The following is a 14,781-nucleotide window of genomic DNA, read 5'->3' as shown; positions in this document are numbered from 1 at the left end:
CGAAGACGGTGCCACCACACACTACGTGCGGCGTCGAGTGTGCACCTCACAGGGACGCTGCGAACGCACGGAAGGGTGCGGCGTGGGCGCCGCTGTCGATGACGGGGCCGGACGGTGGCCCCGTACGACGTCCCACGCCGCAGCGGGACGCCGGCGAGGTCGCCGGCTCAGAGGTCCCGTGGTCCTGAGGCTGTCCAGTTGATCAGCATGACGGCTTGATCAGCATGACGGCGGCGCTGGCGCCGCTGGCCATACCGAACAGTGCGATCTTCATGCCGGGATGCAGGCGGTCCTGTTCGCCGGCGAGGGAGAGTTCCAGAGGGAGGGTGGCGGCGGCCACGTTGCCCCGGGGGGGGGAAGGTGGGCACGACCGTGTCCGGCCGGATGCCGAGGCGTTCGGAAACGGAGCGCACGAAGGGGACGGACGGCTGGTGGACGCAGACAAGGCCCAGTTCGGCGGGATCGGTGTCGTGCTCCTTCAGCCACTGGACGGCGCGGGTGTCCAGTCCGAGGAAGGAAGCGAGGAGTTGCCCGGAATCGATGTCCAGTCCTTGGGGCAGGCCGGTGGCCTGGTACGGATTGAACAGGGTGGCCGCGGGCCAGCTTGCGGAGTTCGCCATGAAGGTACTGGCGATGATCCCGGGCTCGGCGCTGGCCTCGACGATCAGGGCTGCGCCCATGTCGCCGCCGGTCATGGAGGCCAGTGCGGTCCGCATCTCCTGGCGGCTGGTGATCGTCCAGCGGCTGAGCCAGCTCAGGGTTTCGCCGCAGGCCACCAGGACTCGCCGGTAGCGGCTGCAGCGGATGAGGGCGTCGGCGACTTCGAGTGCGTTGAGGACGCTGTTGCAGGCGTTGGAGATGTCGAGGACCGGACAGCTCAGGCCGGTCTTGGCGGCCACGATGTGCGCGTTCGCCGGTTCCTGGACGTCGGCGCTGACGGAGGCGAACAGCAGCGGGTCGGCTTCGCCGGGCTCGACCCCGGCCGCGGTCAGCGCCTTGAGTGCGGCGCGGGAGGCGAGGTCGGAGGGCAGGATCCCGTCGTCGGCGACGACGGGATCCTCGAGCCCGTACATCCGGCGCAGCAGACCGGGGGAACGCGCAGGGCGGGGCTGTGTTCCCGCAGCCGGTCCTCGATGGCCTCAGAGGTCTGCCGCCCGTCGGGCAGGTGGACCGCTACGTGTGTGATCCGGCTGTAGGGGCTCATGCCGCCACCTCCACGGCCACGGTGGTCGCCGGTGCGGTGCGGGGCAGACCGGTGACGGCGTGCTTGACCCGGTCGGAGAGCCACAGCGGTGACACCGTGTGGAGCGGGACGAGGAAGCGGGCGTCGAGGCCGACGGTGTAACGGGCCCTGGGACGCCGCGCGGACAGTGCAGTGGCGATGGCGGCGGCCACCGGCTCGGGCCCGGGAACGCGGCGGCTGACGGCGGTGAACAGATCGCGCGAGCGGGCGTACCCGCGCCGCCGCCGCTGGGCGCAGAGCCGACGAGGTCCGCGACCGCCCGGTCCGGCATCGCCGTCGCGAAGGCACCGGGCTCCACCAGCGATACCCGTACGCCGGCGTGCGCCACCTCCACCCGCAGGCAGTGAGTGATCGCGCTCAGGCCGTGCTTGCTCGCGCTGTACCAGCCGCCCATCGGCCACGGCACCCGCCCCAGACCGGAGGACACGTTCACGATCCGGCCCGCGCCACGCCGGCGCATCCCCGGCATGGCCAGCCGGCAGATCCGCATGGCACCCAGCAGGTTCACTTCCAGCAGATGACGCGCCTGTTCATCGCTCACATCCTCCACGGAGCCCGCCTGGGGAACTCCGGCGTTGTTCACCACCGCCCACACACCGCCTCCCGTCATGTCCTCCACCCGGGCCATCGCCTCCCGGCAGGAGACCGGGTCCGCCACGTCCAGCACGACCGTCCGCAACCCCAGCCCCCGTACCGCCGCGGCGGCGACCAGGACGTCCGCCTTCTCCTGGGTGCGCTGCCGATCACATCTCAGCCCGAGCCGGCCAACCGCAACGCCGTCGCAGCGCCAAAATGCCGCCCGTCGCCCCTGTGACCACCACACTGCGCCCCGCGCAGCGGTCGGCCGAGGTGTCCGTCAAAACCATCACGCCTGCCTTCAGATCCTGACGGCCGTGCGACCTGCACGTCACCGCATCCAGTGATCAACGAGCCGGGCGGGCCGCGGAGGCGGCAGGTACGGGGTGCTGTCGAAGCGGGGCACGACAGCCGACACGGTGACCCGGCAGGCCAGTTGCGGGCCGTTCCGGCGGCAAGGCCCCATGCCGCGGCGGACCCGGAGGAGAGTGAGGGCGCCTGCTACACCCACGCCCTCAACATCAGTAAGGAGGCACGAGCCAACCGGAAGCTGCTTGGCTCGGTGCTCACCTCTGCGGGCCTGGTGAACTACCCGACGGAATGGTGGCACTGGTCCTTCGGCGACCGCTACTGGGCGCTGATCACCGGGGAGGACGCGGCCCTCTACGGCCCGAAGGAGATGACTGCTCGCCGGCCGCGACCAGAACGCGATCGGTGAGGCAGGCGAGGCACCGTGCAAGTGCCTCCCCGGCCGCGACGGCGGTCTTCATCAGCTCAAGTGCGCGGCGCTGGAAGGCCGGGGAGAGGTCCGCGTGCTGGGGCGCCCCGGTTCCGGGCCGGGTCGTGATCCGCGATGACCCGCTGGAGCCTACGCGGCGCGGGTTACGTGAGGTTCGAGGGGACGATCCCGTAGCGGCGCATCTCGCGGTACATCGTGGCGCGGGAGATGCCGAGGTCCTGGGCGGTGCGCTGGACGCTGGAGTTGCGGTCCAGCAGGCCGCGCAGGATGGCGTCCCGGCGGCCGAGGAGTTCCTGGTGCATCTGCCGCGCGCCAAGGTCCTTCCGTACGCGGACGGCCGGCTCGTCGTTCACGCGTAACGACGGGCGAGCAGGGCGGCGTACCGCGCTCCGCCTCACGCGTCCCCTGGCGGGGCGTCGTGGGCCGAGACGGGTGGGAAGGATGTGACGGCGTCGACCAGGGCGTCGCATCCTTCCCAGTTGAGCATGTGGCCGGCGCCGGGCACGGTGACCAGCCGTGCGCCGGGGATGCCGGCGGCGAGGCGCCGGGAGTGGACCGGCGGGGTGGAGCGGTCCGCCGAGCCGACCATCACGACCGTCGGCACCTTCACCTCGGCCAGGCGCGGGTAGCGGTCCTCGCGGGCGAAGGCCCGCACGATCGGGAGCAGCGGGCGATGGTCCTGGCGAAGGAACACCTCCCGATAGACGGCGATCATCGCCGGTGAGGGCCGCGTGCCCGACTGCATGGCTCCGAACAGCACGCCGCCGATGCGGGTACGCGCCCAGCGCTCGACGAGTCCGCTCTCCAGCAGCGGTATCTGCAGCCGGTTCTGCGGCGCCCCGTCGTATATCCGGCCCGCCCAGGTCGCGAACAGCACCAGACCGCGAAGCCGGGCCGCGAGCCGAGGATGGTCGAGCAGCGCGCGAATCGCGACGAATCCGCCCATCGAGTGTCCGACCAGCACCGCGTCCTGTACGTCGAAGTGCTCCAGAACGGCCGCGTAGTCCCCAGCCATGGCCCGCGAGCCGGCGCCGTCGCGCCCGAGGGTGGACCCCTCGTGACCGCGCTGGTCGAAGACGATGACGCGACGTCCCTGCGCGAGCAGGGCCTCGGCGGCGAGGTTCCACTCCAGTAGCGACACACCGTAGCCGTGCGCGAGCACCACCGGCGGGCCCTGCCCGGCGACGATCGCGCGCAGCACCGTCCCGTCGGGGCGGGGAACGGACACTTCCTCACCCTCCGGCTCCCGCGAGAGCCGCTCGTACGGCACGGGGTCCGGCAGACGTTCGATCTTCGCGGCCACGGCGCGCGCCGCGAGACCGCATCCCGCGACTGCGGCGGCCAGCGTGGCGCTTCCCGCGAGTAAGCCCCTCATGGTTCCTCCTGTCGATACCGATCACATCCCGCACTGTGCGATGCATGCCTGCGGTCGTGCTTCAACCAGGGGTTTCCTGCGAGCAGTTCATCCCTCGAGGCGGGGCAGCGGTCCCCCGACCATATCGCCACCGGCAGGCGCGGAACGGGACGAGGACCGTGATCCGGCCCACCCCGGCGGGACCGACAACGCCTCGGTGATGCAAGGCTGTTGGCCGCGTACGCGGAGGAGCGTGACTGGTTTGCCCGCTCAAGGGCTCAGGCGACCCCGGAGGTCTTCAGGATCCGCGAAACCGACTCCCAGGTCGGCTCGACCGTCTCGAGCGGCGCGGCACCCACCCCGAGGTCCTTGAAGCCGCTGGAGGTGGACACCCACACCACCGGCCCGTCGAACTCCTCCCCGGCCGCAGCACGTTGGTGCAGTCCGGCCAGACCCGCCGCGGCGGACAGCTCGGCCCAGATCCCCCGTGAGGCTGGTTCCCGGACGATGCCACCGCGATTCCCGGGGCCGCCTGGTGGACGGCGGCGCTGACCGTCACGCGGTTCAGCCGGTCCTTGTGGCTCCAGGTCGGGTTCCGCGACTCGTCCTTGATCCAGACGCCGCCGCCGAGCGGGACGAGGGCGGTGGCGCCTTCGCCCAGCCCTGGCGCGTCGAGCGGGGGCAACAGCGGGGCCCAGCGGTCCAGTCCGCCGCGCACCGGAGTAGTGAAGAGATCCGCGGGGGTGTCCTCGTACGCGTAGTCGATCTCCAGCGGGAAGTCCACCTCGGGCGTGCGGGTCCGCGGGCAGCCACGCGACAGCGGCGGCCACAGCGGATAGCACACCCGCGGATCGCCCAGCGACCGCTGGGACCGGGCCAGGGAGTCCGACATCTCATGCGAGGCAGCAGGCACTCCTTGATCGTAGGCGCCGCCCGGTCCGCGCAGGTCGGCCCGTGCAGCAGTACGGCAGCACTCCTTGAACGCCCTCCGGGCGGGTCCGCGGAAGGCCGACGCGTCGAAGAAGTCGGTGAGACATGGGCGACAGCGCGGACGCGGGAATGAGACAAGGCCGTACGGGATGCGTATCGCCTCACGACGAGACAGTGAAGGCCGCCGCCCCCCGCATGTGGGTCGGCCGGTGCCCAACCGCTCACGAGGACGCGCCGGCCGGCTCCAACAGGTCGTCCGGTCGTCGGTTGAGGAGGACAGCCGGTGGGACTCAATGACACCGAGCCGCAGCGAGCGCCTGGTTCGACGACGGATCTCGGGCAGGAGATACGCGACTCCTTTCAAGCCGTGCTGGACGCGCTCGATGCCGCACGCGCCGACCTGTACGCCTCCGACGAACATGAGGGGCGGGCCGAGGGCGCGCCACCGTCCTGGTCGCGGCGCAGCCGTCCGGACCCGGAATCCGCCTTCGCGCACCCGGCCCCGGCGCCGCCGGCGTTGCCTCGGCGGAGAGCACCGGTCGGGCCGGGTGAGGGGCCGCGTGCGGTGGCGGCCGCTGCCGTGGAGCCGCGGCGGGCCGGTGGTGTGCGCGGGGCCGGTGTCCCGCAGCGGGTCGCGGTGGAGCCGCTGTGGTCGCGCGGCGCGCGTCTGGCTCCGGTTCCTCCCCCGTCGCCGCCGAGGCCGCGGACGGCGGGTGCCGCGCCGACGTCGGCCTTTCCGCACCGGGCAGCCCCGCCGCAGGCCACGTACCGCAGGACCGGCCCGCCGCCCGGGACCGTCCTGCCGGTGGCCGTCCAGCGCCCGGCCCCGCCCCCGGACCAGCCTCCCGAACCGCGCCCTGTGGCATCGGCGCCGGTCGCCGGCGGGCGAGGCCGCGGGGGGCGGCGGCGTTTCACCGCCCGGCGCGCCGGGCGTGTCGTGGGAGCGTTCGGGGCGGGAGCCGTGAGCGGGCTGATCCTCGCCTCTTGGCTGATGGTCAACGACGACTCGCCGCCGCCGGTTCCCGCTCCGCCCTCCGGGCAGCCGGACCCGCCGCCGCCCGACTCCCCCGCTGCCGCGCTGCCCGAGATCCCGGGCACGGGCGTGCTGCGCCAGGGCGACAAGGGCCACGGGGTGTACGAGTTGCAGGTACGCCTGCTCCAGGTTCCAAACGTGTACGCAGGCGGCGCGATCGACGGCCGGTACGGCAAGGAGGTCCGGGCGGCCGTGGCCAGATTCCAGGAGTGGTACGGCATCCGTGGCGACGAGACCGGCGTCTACGGCGACGACACACGCCACGCCCTCATGCTGCGGACCAAATAGACCAAATGGTCGGCCACCACGGGATGAAGACGTCTCGGGACAGCCGGCCCCGCCTGCGCGGACTTCCTTTCCCAGGGTGTCCGGGCTCGGGGCTCCTCTAGAGTCGGCAGTATGACGCAGGCACCGGCCCAGCACCGCGGCACGCGGTCACGCGACGCGATACTCGACACCGCCCGCGACCTGATGTCCCAGCACGGTTACGCAGCCACGTCCATCTCGATGATCTCCACCGCGTGCGGCCTGCCGGTCAGTTTCCTCTACTGGCACTTCGGCAGCAAGGACGGGATCTACGTCGCCGTGCTGCAGCGCGCCAGGACCGCCCTGCTGGCGGCCCTGCCTCCCGTCGAGGTGCCGGGCGCCGATGCCGCGCAGCGGCTGGACACCTTCCTCGACGAGATCAAGGACGCCTTCCAGCGCCATCCGCACGGGCTGAAGCTGTTGCTCGGGCTGGGCCTGGTGCAGCAGGATGCCAGTGCGGCGGCCGTGGCCGAGGTGCACCACTACCGCGACGCGCTGCTGGCCTGGGCCAGGGACTCGGTGAGCGCAGTCTTCGGCCTGCGTGACCGCCCGGAGGTGTCGGACGAGCTGGCGCGCTTCACGCTCAGGGTGGCGAGCGGAACCGCCGTGGCACGCTGGTTCGAACCGGCCGCCGCCCTCGAAACCGGCTCCCTGCGCGTCGCGTTGCTGGCGCTGGCGGCTCACCACGGCGTTCCCCCGTACGGCGCGCGGTCCGAGGGCCCTTCGGGCGTCAGGGGCACGGAATGACCACTCGGTACTTTCCCCCCGGAGACTGCTCGGGTGGTTCATGGGCGCGCTCGATCCTCACCCGGTCCGTCCGGTGGTCGGTGAGCAGCGCGCACAGCCCCGTCCGCACCGCATTCCACAGTCGCTCCTGATCGGCTCCGGCTGCCGGCCGGATACGCACCCGCAGGGTCGTGGCAGTCGTCTGCACAATCTGGAACAGGTCGATGTCCGGAAGGCTCTCCAGCAGGGTCTCGAAGGCCATCGGCACGATGCGGACGGTCCCGCCGCCCCGGCGCGGGAAGGACAGCAGGTCGGCTGCGCGACCACGGACCTTGACGGCGGGCAGCGGATCCCCGCACGGACACGGGTCCGGACGCAGCAGGACACTGTCACCAAGGTCATAGCGCAGGATCGGCTGCACCCATCGACCCAGGCTGGTCAGCAGCACGGTGAAGGACTCCTGACCCGGCGGGACGGGCCGGTGGTCGGCGTCGACGGGCTCCAGGATCAGCCAGTCGCTGTGCGTGTGCAGCCACCCGAACGGGCAGCCGTATCCCAGGGCGAGGCTCTCGTTGCAGGCGTAGGAGTTGACGACATGCGCCCCGAAGGCGGAGCGGATACGCCGGTGCTCACGGTCGCCGAGGCCCTCGGCGACCAGTGACACGACGGCCGGGGCGATACGCAGACGCCCGGCCAGTTGCTCGCCGGCGAGCAGCGCGATGACGGTCGCGTAGCCGCTCAGGAGCACCGGGCGGTACCGGTTGAGCTGGTCCACGGGAGCGATGTTGATTCCGCCACCGCCGTCGCTGGAACGGTTGCCGGTGATGGTCGAGTTGAGGATCTCCACCGGTCCCAGGCCGCGGATGTCGATGCCTCCGCCGTAGCCGCCGAGGCTGCCGGGACGGTCACCGGGGTCCGTCACGCGGTTGTCGGCGATCGTCGAGTTGGTCACAGTGCCGCTGTCGTCGAATCTGATGCCACCGGCCTCTCCCGCGACATTCCCGCTGACGGTGCTGTCGATCAGGTCCAGGTGGGAGTCGGGGATGTTGAAGATGCCGCCGCCGTAACCGGCGGAGTTCCCGGTCACGGCGACTCGTCGCAGTGTCATGTGCTCGTGCAGGAACTGTTGCTGGTGCCGGGGATTGCGGCTCGTGCGAGGCACGTGGACCGGCAGCAGAGCCGGCCGGATTGCGCTGGAGGGGCGAGGCGGACGGTGAACGGAAGGCCGGACACGATCTGTAGGGAGCGTTCCATTCAGGAGGACTGTTGTCTACACGCATGCCGGCCACAAATGGCGGACGGCAGAGGCCGTCGGAGGCTCGGACTGCCCGCAGGCGGTGCCGTCCGTGCCTGCCGTCAGGACGCGATGCGGGGCTGGCCGAGTTGCTTCCGGTCACCGCAGGGCAGATGCGCGAACTGGTCGAGCGGCTCCTTGCAACCGGTCAGTGGAGCAACGGTGACCCGGGGCGCACCTGTCGAAGCCGGATGACCGGCGCGCCGCAACGGGGTCCGCTCGGCCGGCACACGGGTTTCCGAGCGATGTTCGGTTACCCGGGGTAGACGTAGGATGAAGCCAGAAGCAGGGCGCTGCTGACTGCGGCGCCTCACGATGTGGAGGGTGCATCGGTGGGCCGACCGACCAAGCCGATTCTCAGCCGCAGGCGCATCTGCGCCACGGCGCTGGCGATCGTGGACCAGGACGGGCTTGCCGAACTCTCGATGCGCAGGCTCGCACGGGAACTCGGGGTTCAGGTCTCCTCGCTCTACGAGCACGTCAAGACCAAGGACGACGTCCTCCACGAAGTGGCCAACACCATCATGGAGGACGTGGACGTCTCCGGCTTCGAGACCGGCGACTGGCGACACGGCGTGACCTCCTGGGCCCGGTCCTACCGCGCCGCGCTGGCTGCGCATCCTCAGATCGTCCCGTTCCTGGCCTATGGCCCCGCCCGCCGTGAGGCCTCCCTACGACGCGCTGACGCCGTTCACGGCGGGCTCGTGGGCGCCGGCTGGCCGCCGCGCTATGCCACATTGATCGGCGCCTCGACCAAGTACCTGGTGGTCGGATCCGCGATGAGTTCGTTCGCCGGGGGGTTCGACGACGACGTCCAGGTCTACGTCGAGCGTTATCAACACCTGGCGGGGGCCCACCGCCTGCGCGGCCGCGCAGACGTGATCGACCGGGACAGCTTCGAACTCGCCCTGGAGATGTTCCTCGACGGTCTCACCGCACTGCACGCCCGTGTCGCGGCGCCTCCGGAGCCCGCCGGGCCCTGAGCGCCCGCGCGATCGCGGCAGCATACCCCGGGGCCGGCGCGGAGGGCGACTCGCCGACGACGTCTTGCCCTGCACGGTGGGCACCCCTAGGCTCCCGAACCGAACGCTGTTCGGCACGGTTCCGGTGTCGCGCGGCGCATCTTTTACTTGCCCTGGTTCGACGGCGGCCGCCCGTGAACCGAAGGATCGTGGTCGACTTCCCTCGCTGATCGAGGAGATCAGGACCCCAGGGGCTGAGCACGTCACTGCGACACGGCTCGGACACCGAGGCGTGCCCTGGCGAAGACCGACCCGGTCGACCGCCCCTGCGGTGACGCCTCGCCCTCCACGCGGCATGCAGCCAAGAGGAGTTGAGTGGTCTTGACCAGTCCCTTCGAGCCGTTCGAACGACCGCGATCGTACGGCGGCAGCCCCTGTGCACACCCGTCTTGCGCGAAGCCGGACGTCCCGACGGAGGTGGAACGTTTGCGCACGGAGCGCCGCTCCAGAGTCCTTCCCGTTGCCGCCGCCGTGGTCGGCTTCTATCTGCTCATCGCCCTTCTGACCAATGTGGCCGGCGGGCTGATGGCCGTGAGGCTGATCGGCCACCTGAACCTCGGGCTCACTCTGGCGCTCCTGCAGTGCGTCACCACGCTCCTCGCGTGCCGTTGGTACGGGCGTTACGCCCGTACCACCCTGGATCCGCTGGCGGAGAGCGTGCGGGCCGGGCTCGAACCAAGAGGGAGACTGCGGTGAGCACCTCTCAACTTTCCGCCCAGATCGCGCACAACGGAACAACCCTGATCGTCTTCGCGGTCTTCGTCGTCTGCGTCATTCTCATTGCCTTGTGGGGCGCGTCGGACAGCGACACCCCCCGCCGCTTCTTCGTCAGCGGCCGCGAACTGCCCTCCGCGCGCAATGGGATCGCCCTGTTCGGCGACTTCATCTCCGCAGCAACGCTTCTCGGCACTCCGGGACTGATCGCACTGGCCGGCTTTGACGGCATCCCGTATCTGGTGGGGCCCGTCGTGGTCTGGGCCTTCATTCTGCTGGTGATCGCCGAGCCGTTCCACAACACCGGCAGCTACACGGTTGGCGACGCGCTGGCGCGCCGGCTGCGGCCGCGGCCCGTCCATCTGGCCATGGGCCTCGCCACGTTGGTGATCTCGCTGTTCTACCTCACCGCCCAACTCGTGGGTGCCGGTGCGCTCGCGGCACCTCTGCTGGGCATATCCGGCGAGGCGGCCCAGAACTCTCTGATGGTCTTCCTCGGCGTTCTGATGATCATCTACGTGGCCCTGAGCGGTATGCACGGCGCTACGCTCGTTCAGTTGCTCAAGGCCGCCGTCCTGCTGGTCGCGAGCATCTTCCTGGCGGCGCTCGTGCTGGCGAAGTTCAGTTGGAACCCCAGTGACCTGCTGGGAACCGCGGCCCGCCGCAGCGGCGTCGGCGAGAACTTCCTCGCCCCCGGCGCCCGCGCCCAGGGAACCGGTACCGAAACGCTGGACAGAGTGAGTCTCCAGCTCGGAGCTCTGATCGGTGCCGCCGGGCTCCCCCATCTCCTGATGCGCATGTGTGTGGTGCCCTCCGCGCGCGCGGCGCGGCGTTCAGTGCAGTGGACGGCGGTTCTGACCTGCGTGTTCTGTGTGACTGCGGGGATTTTGGGATTCGGCGCCGCGGCGGTGCTCGGCCCGGAGACCATCCTCTCCGGGAGCCCCTCGGGGAACACGGCAACCCTGCTGCTCGCCCACGCCCTCGGCGGGTCGTGGATGCTCACCGTCATGGCCTGCGTGGCGTTCGCCACGATCCTGGCCGTTGTTGCGGGCATCGCCCTCGCCGCGGCGACATCCGTGGCGCACGACATCTACGGCGCGGTGCTGAAACGGGGACGCGCGACCGAGGAGAAGGAACTGATGGTTGCCCGGTGGGCAGTCGTGCTGATCGGTTGCGCCGCGGTGGGTCTGTCCTTGCTCGCCGAACGCCTCAACGTCTCCTTCGCCGCTGGGCTGGCGTTCTGCGTCGCGGCTTCGGCCGTTCTTCCCGCCCTGCTGTACGGTCTGTACTGGCGGAGCTTCACCACCACCGGCGCGCTGTGGAGCATCTACGGCGGACTGGTTTCCTCCGTGGTCCTGGCCGTGCTGTCCCCGGCGGTTTCGGGAGGCCCGACCGCGCTGTTCCCGGACATGGACTTCAACCTGTTCCCGTTGCAATACCCGACGATCATCTCCGCTCCCCTGGGATTCCTCCTGGGATGGCTCGGTTCGGTGTTGGGGAGGGAGAGGCCGGATTCAGCCACGTACTCCGCGCTCGAGTTGCGCACGCTCGCGAGCGCGGACGACACCTCCGTTCCCTAGCCAGTCTTCTGAAGTCAGCCGTCGGGGATGTTGCCGAGCCTCTTCATGTCCACGCGCACCAGTTCACCGGGCCGTTCACGTTCGCAGCGGCGGATGACCCGGCCCGGTGGTCCGGTCCAGGTGCGCGAGTCGGGCCAGCCGGTAGCGGGTCGGTGCACTGCCGAGAGGACCAGACCGAGCGGGTGGGAGATACGGGCCGGGCCCCACCGTCGCGTGGGGCGGACCGTGACGATCCTGCGTTCGGCCCCCAAGGGCGCAGGGCGCGCTGGAGGAGATGTTGCGGGCGGTGGCCGACGGCTTCGGCGTGGGTGAGCGCGTCCGTCCCCGGCGCGGCCCGATCACATGCCGAGCGCGCGGCGCAGGCCCACTCGGTCGGTTCCCAGTTTGGTGAAGACGGCCGACAGCAGTTTCGATACGGCATGCTCGCCGGTGCGGAGCTCAGCGGCGATCGCCGCATTGTCGAGTCCGAGCGCGGCGTGGCGGGCTGCCACGCTCTCCGCTTCGGAGAGGGTGCCCTCTTCTGTGACCTGGCGGCGACGCGGGCACAGTCCGGCGGCGGCGAGCTCGGTTCGGGCGCGGGTTGCGAGGGCTTCGGCGCCGCAGCCGGTCGCGGCTTCCATACCGGAGTAGAGCTGGTGGGCGGCGCGCTCCAGGTCGCCGAGGGCGTGCAGGGCGGTGCCGTGGTCGACGAGCGCGTGGGCGAGTTCGTACGCGGCCGGGGACTTCTCGAGGTGCTCGACGGCTTCCTGGAGGAGGACGACCGCCTCGGCCGGGTCGGTGGTCGCCGCCTGGACGCGCAGTGCGTGACCGACAACGCTGGCGGTGCCGAATGCGCGGGCGCGCGCAACGGCCTCTTGCGCGGTGGCACGGGCCTTCTCGGGTTGATGCTTGGCCTGTGCCAGGGCGAGGTCGAGTTGCCAGGGGCTCCACGAGGGGTTGCGTGTGCCTCGACTGTCGAGGCGTTGGCCGGCTTCATCGAGCTGCCGCTCGGCCTCATCACTCATGCCGCGGGCCAGGAGGAGCTTCCCCCAGACGGCTTGGGGGTCGGGGTAGACAACCGAGTTGGGGAACCACCTTCCGAAGTCGTAGGACTCGGCCACGCCCTGGGCCTCGGCGGTGTGTCCGCGGGCCAGCTGGGTCTCGATGAGGGTGCCGACCGCCTGCCGCTGCGCGGGGATTCCGTGCCCCACCCGGTCGGCGATCGCAAGTCCCTGGCGTACGAAGTCCTCGGCTTCGGGAAGCCGTCCGCGCCGGTAGCGGACGTAGCCGAGCAGGGTGTAGGCGAAGGACAGGTGCGCGCCACGCCATCCTCGTGCTTCGAACTCGGTGATGGCATCGCTGAACAGTTCTTCGGCCCTGCCCGGCTGATCGCAGTACATGAGGGTGAGGGCGACGACGGCCGGCACCTCGAAGCCGAAATCCTGGTCGGTCCACCTCAGGCCGCCGTCCAGAGCCCGTTCCGCGTACTGCAGCGCCCTGGCGGAGGGTTCGCCGCGCATCACGCCGTCCCAGCCCCGCAGACCCAGGATGTGGCGCTCGGCCAGGCTGCGGCCGGTGAGACGCTTGGCGAACTGGGCCAGCAGCCGGGAGCGGGCCGGTGAGTCCTGCTCGTCGACGTGGACCGCATTCCATTTGAACTGCTCGGCCTGCATACGCAGTTTTGTGCGGGCGCTGGAGGTGCGGCGGGCCTCGTCCGCCAGGAGTTCGGTTGCCTGCACCAACTGGCCGGTGTGGGCGAGGGCTTGGGCGAGCCGGTAGATGACGGCTTCCCGTAGACCCTGTTCGCTCTCGGGCTCTTCCAGTGCAGCCCGCAGTTGATTGACGGTGGTGGTGGGTTCGTGGAGGAGACTGGCTGAACCGAGCTCGAACAGCACTCTGGCCCGGTCCTCGGGAACCGGCGGTTCCCGCAGAGCACGGGCCAGATAACGGCGGGCGGCGTCGGGGGCTCCGGCGGAAAAATTTTCGCGGGCGGCCTGGCGCAGATGCTGCACGACCCACGGGTCGCCTTCCGGGTGCATCTCCAGCATGTGGCGGGCGGCGGCCCCGGCGCCGAGGCCGGCGTCGATCACGGCCTTCGCTGCCATACCGTGCATGGCGACGCGTACGCCCGGAGGAATGGACCGGTACACGGCGGTGGCAATCAGCGGGTGGAAGAACTCCACGACCTCGTCGCGTTTCACCGTGGTCAGGACCGTCAGGATACGCGCGGCGTGCAGTTGGTCGATGGCCTCGCTGATCTGAGCGTCGCCGAGCGCGGCGACGCTCGCTGCGATCCTTGTGGAAATACCGGTGCCCAGCACCGCGGCTGCCCATGCGAGCCGGACGGTGGAGGGACCTAACTGTTCGAGCCGCTCGATGAGCCCGCTGCCCTTGACTGCCGAGGCGAGATCACGGAGGTGGGGAATGTTGTCCCGCTGTGGCTTCAGGCCACGGTCGCGGGCCTTCGCGGTGAGCTCGACGACCTCGAACGGATTTCCGCCGGTGACCGCCCAGCACTCACGGCAGAACAGGTCGTCTGCGCCGTCGCCGAGGGCGCTGCGCACTATGCGCGCCACCGCACTCGATGTGAGGGGCTCCAGCCGATGCGGGCGTGCTCCGTGGCGCGAGGCCAAGGTGTGCAACACCGTGGCGTCTGCAGGGAGCTCATCCGGCCTGCAGGCCACGACGATCAGTATTCCCAGCTCTTGGGCGCGTGTGGCGAAGGCGGTGAGCCACGCAAGGGATTCCGCGTCTGCCCAGTGCGCGTCGTCAAGGATCAGGACGACGGGCGTGGAGCGCACCGACAGTCGGGTGACGACCCAGTCGAGACCGTCGCGCACGCCCTGGGGGTCGGGTGCGGCGCCGTCATGCGGAGCGGTCAGACCGATCGCCGGTGCGACGATGCCGTACCAGTGCCCCAGGATCTCGCGGTGCTCGCCCTCACTCATGACGGCGATCGCGGGCTGGATGAGCTGGCGCACCACATGGAACGGCACCCGCTTCTCCTGCTCGCCGCCGCGCGCGGACAGCACCGTGCAGCCGCGTTCGGTGGCGTGTCTGCGGGCTTCGGCGAGCAGGGTGGTCTTCCCCAGTCCGGCTGGTGCTGCGAAGGCGAGCACGCCGCCCCGCCGTGCACCCGAGCCGTTGACCGAGGTTCCGTACAGTTCGTCCAACGCATGCTGGATTGCGTTGATTTCGGATTCCCGCTCGAAGAGGGGCTGATGAGCCCACCCTTGCTGCTCCACAACCTGCGTCACCTCTCACCCCCTCCGGCGCATGCGGCCG

General features: G+C 70.5%; 12 protein-coding genes and 3 pseudogenes. 6 read left to right on the top strand and 9 right to left on the bottom strand.

Annotation, left to right across the window (positions count from 1 at the left end):
- Positions 1-167: 167 nt before the first annotated feature.
- The 3 genes and pseudogenes from ACWD01_RS08230 to ACWD01_RS08220 all read right to left on the bottom strand — a co-directional run.
- A complete protein-coding gene (locus tag ACWD01_RS08230) occupies positions 168-1,073 on the bottom strand; it encodes a 3-oxoacyl-ACP synthase III family protein (protein WP_451159331.1) in 906 nt (301 codons plus the stop codon).
- A gap of 127 nt (positions 1,074-1,200) precedes the next feature.
- Complete coding sequence (locus ACWD01_RS08225) at positions 1,201-1,395, bottom strand: hypothetical protein (protein ID WP_451159411.1); 195 nt, start codon at positions 1,393-1,395, stop codon at positions 1,201-1,203.
- Between the two features lie 167 nt (positions 1,396-1,562).
- Positions 1,563-2,066, bottom strand: a pseudogene (locus ACWD01_RS08220) (SDR family NAD(P)-dependent oxidoreductase); the annotation flags it as partial.
- A 225-nt stretch (positions 2,067-2,291) separates the two neighbouring features.
- Between ACWD01_RS08220 and ACWD01_RS08215 the strand changes: the two are divergent.
- Positions 2,292-2,537: pseudogene (locus ACWD01_RS08215) on the top strand (M15 family metallopeptidase); the annotation flags it as partial.
- 164 nt (positions 2,538-2,701) lie between these two features.
- On the opposite strand, the gene ACWD01_RS08210 reads toward ACWD01_RS08215, so the two are convergent.
- From ACWD01_RS08210 to ACWD01_RS08200, 3 genes and pseudogenes are all read right to left on the bottom strand, one after another.
- Positions 2,702-2,911, bottom strand: a complete 210-nt coding sequence (locus ACWD01_RS08210; protein ID WP_451159329.1) for a hypothetical protein — start codon at positions 2,909-2,911, stop codon at positions 2,702-2,704.
- 41 nt (positions 2,912-2,952) lie between these two features.
- Positions 2,953-3,933, bottom strand: a complete 981-nt coding sequence (locus tag ACWD01_RS08205; RefSeq protein WP_451159327.1) for an alpha/beta fold hydrolase — start codon at positions 3,931-3,933, stop codon at positions 2,953-2,955.
- Between the two features lie 436 nt (positions 3,934-4,369).
- A pseudogene (locus ACWD01_RS08200) lies at positions 4,370-4,804 on the bottom strand (pyridoxal-phosphate dependent enzyme); the annotation flags it as partial.
- A 999-nt stretch (positions 4,805-5,803) separates the two neighbouring features.
- On the opposite strand from ACWD01_RS08200, the gene ACWD01_RS08195 reads away from it, so the two are divergent.
- Both ACWD01_RS08195 and ACWD01_RS08190 read left to right on the top strand, forming a co-directional pair.
- On the top strand, positions 5,804-6,163 hold the full coding sequence (locus ACWD01_RS08195) for a peptidoglycan-binding domain-containing protein (protein WP_451159325.1): 360 nt from the start codon (positions 5,804-5,806) through the stop codon (positions 6,161-6,163).
- A gap of 111 nt (positions 6,164-6,274) precedes the next feature.
- Complete coding sequence (locus ACWD01_RS08190) at positions 6,275-6,928, top strand: TetR/AcrR family transcriptional regulator (RefSeq protein WP_451159323.1); 654 nt, start codon at positions 6,275-6,277, stop codon at positions 6,926-6,928.
- Here ACWD01_RS08190 and ACWD01_RS08185 read toward each other — a convergent pair.
- Positions 6,912-7,994 (bottom strand): hypothetical protein, encoded by a 1,083-nt coding sequence (locus ACWD01_RS08185; RefSeq protein WP_451159321.1) that lies wholly within the window; start codon positions 7,992-7,994, stop codon positions 6,912-6,914. The two genes, ACWD01_RS08190 and ACWD01_RS08185, sit on opposite strands and share 17 nt — an antisense overlap.
- Positions 7,995-8,533: 539 nt before the next feature.
- Between ACWD01_RS08185 and ACWD01_RS08180 the strand changes: the two genes are divergently transcribed.
- The 3 genes from ACWD01_RS08180 (at position 8,534) to ACWD01_RS08170 (ending at position 11,517) form a co-directional block, all read left to right on the top strand.
- Positions 8,534-9,184: a TetR/AcrR family transcriptional regulator gene (locus tag ACWD01_RS08180; RefSeq protein ID WP_451159319.1), complete on the top strand. Its 651-nt coding sequence runs from the start codon at positions 8,534-8,536 to the stop codon at positions 9,182-9,184.
- Positions 9,185-9,649: 465 nt separating this feature from the next.
- Complete coding sequence (locus tag ACWD01_RS08175) at positions 9,650-9,919, top strand: DUF485 domain-containing protein (protein ID WP_451159317.1); 270 nt, start codon at positions 9,650-9,652, stop codon at positions 9,917-9,919.
- Entirely contained in the window at positions 9,916-11,517 is a 1,602-nt protein-coding gene (locus ACWD01_RS08170; protein ID WP_451159315.1) for a solute symporter family protein, read from the top strand. The genes ACWD01_RS08175 and ACWD01_RS08170 overlap by 4 nt, the downstream gene beginning before the upstream one ends.
- A 14-nt stretch (positions 11,518-11,531) precedes the next feature.
- Here the strand turns inward: ACWD01_RS08170 and ACWD01_RS08165 are convergent, their stop codons facing one another.
- Both ACWD01_RS08165 and ACWD01_RS08160 read right to left on the bottom strand, forming a co-directional pair.
- Positions 11,532-11,675 carry a hypothetical protein gene (locus ACWD01_RS08165; RefSeq protein ID WP_451159313.1) on the bottom strand — a complete coding sequence of 48 codons (144 nt, stop codon included), beginning with the start codon at positions 11,673-11,675 and terminating at the stop codon, positions 11,532-11,534.
- 180 nt (positions 11,676-11,855) lie between these two features.
- Complete coding sequence (locus tag ACWD01_RS08160; RefSeq protein WP_451159401.1) at positions 11,856-14,741, bottom strand: ATP-binding protein; 2,886 nt, start codon at positions 14,739-14,741, stop codon at positions 11,856-11,858.
- Positions 14,742-14,781: the final 40 nt, after the last annotated feature.

The sequence above is a fragment of the Streptomyces sp. NPDC002835 genome (assembly GCF_053591995.1).
The sequence above is the reverse complement of the archived record's forward strand: the minus strand, read 5'-3'. Positions and strand labels throughout refer to the sequence as shown.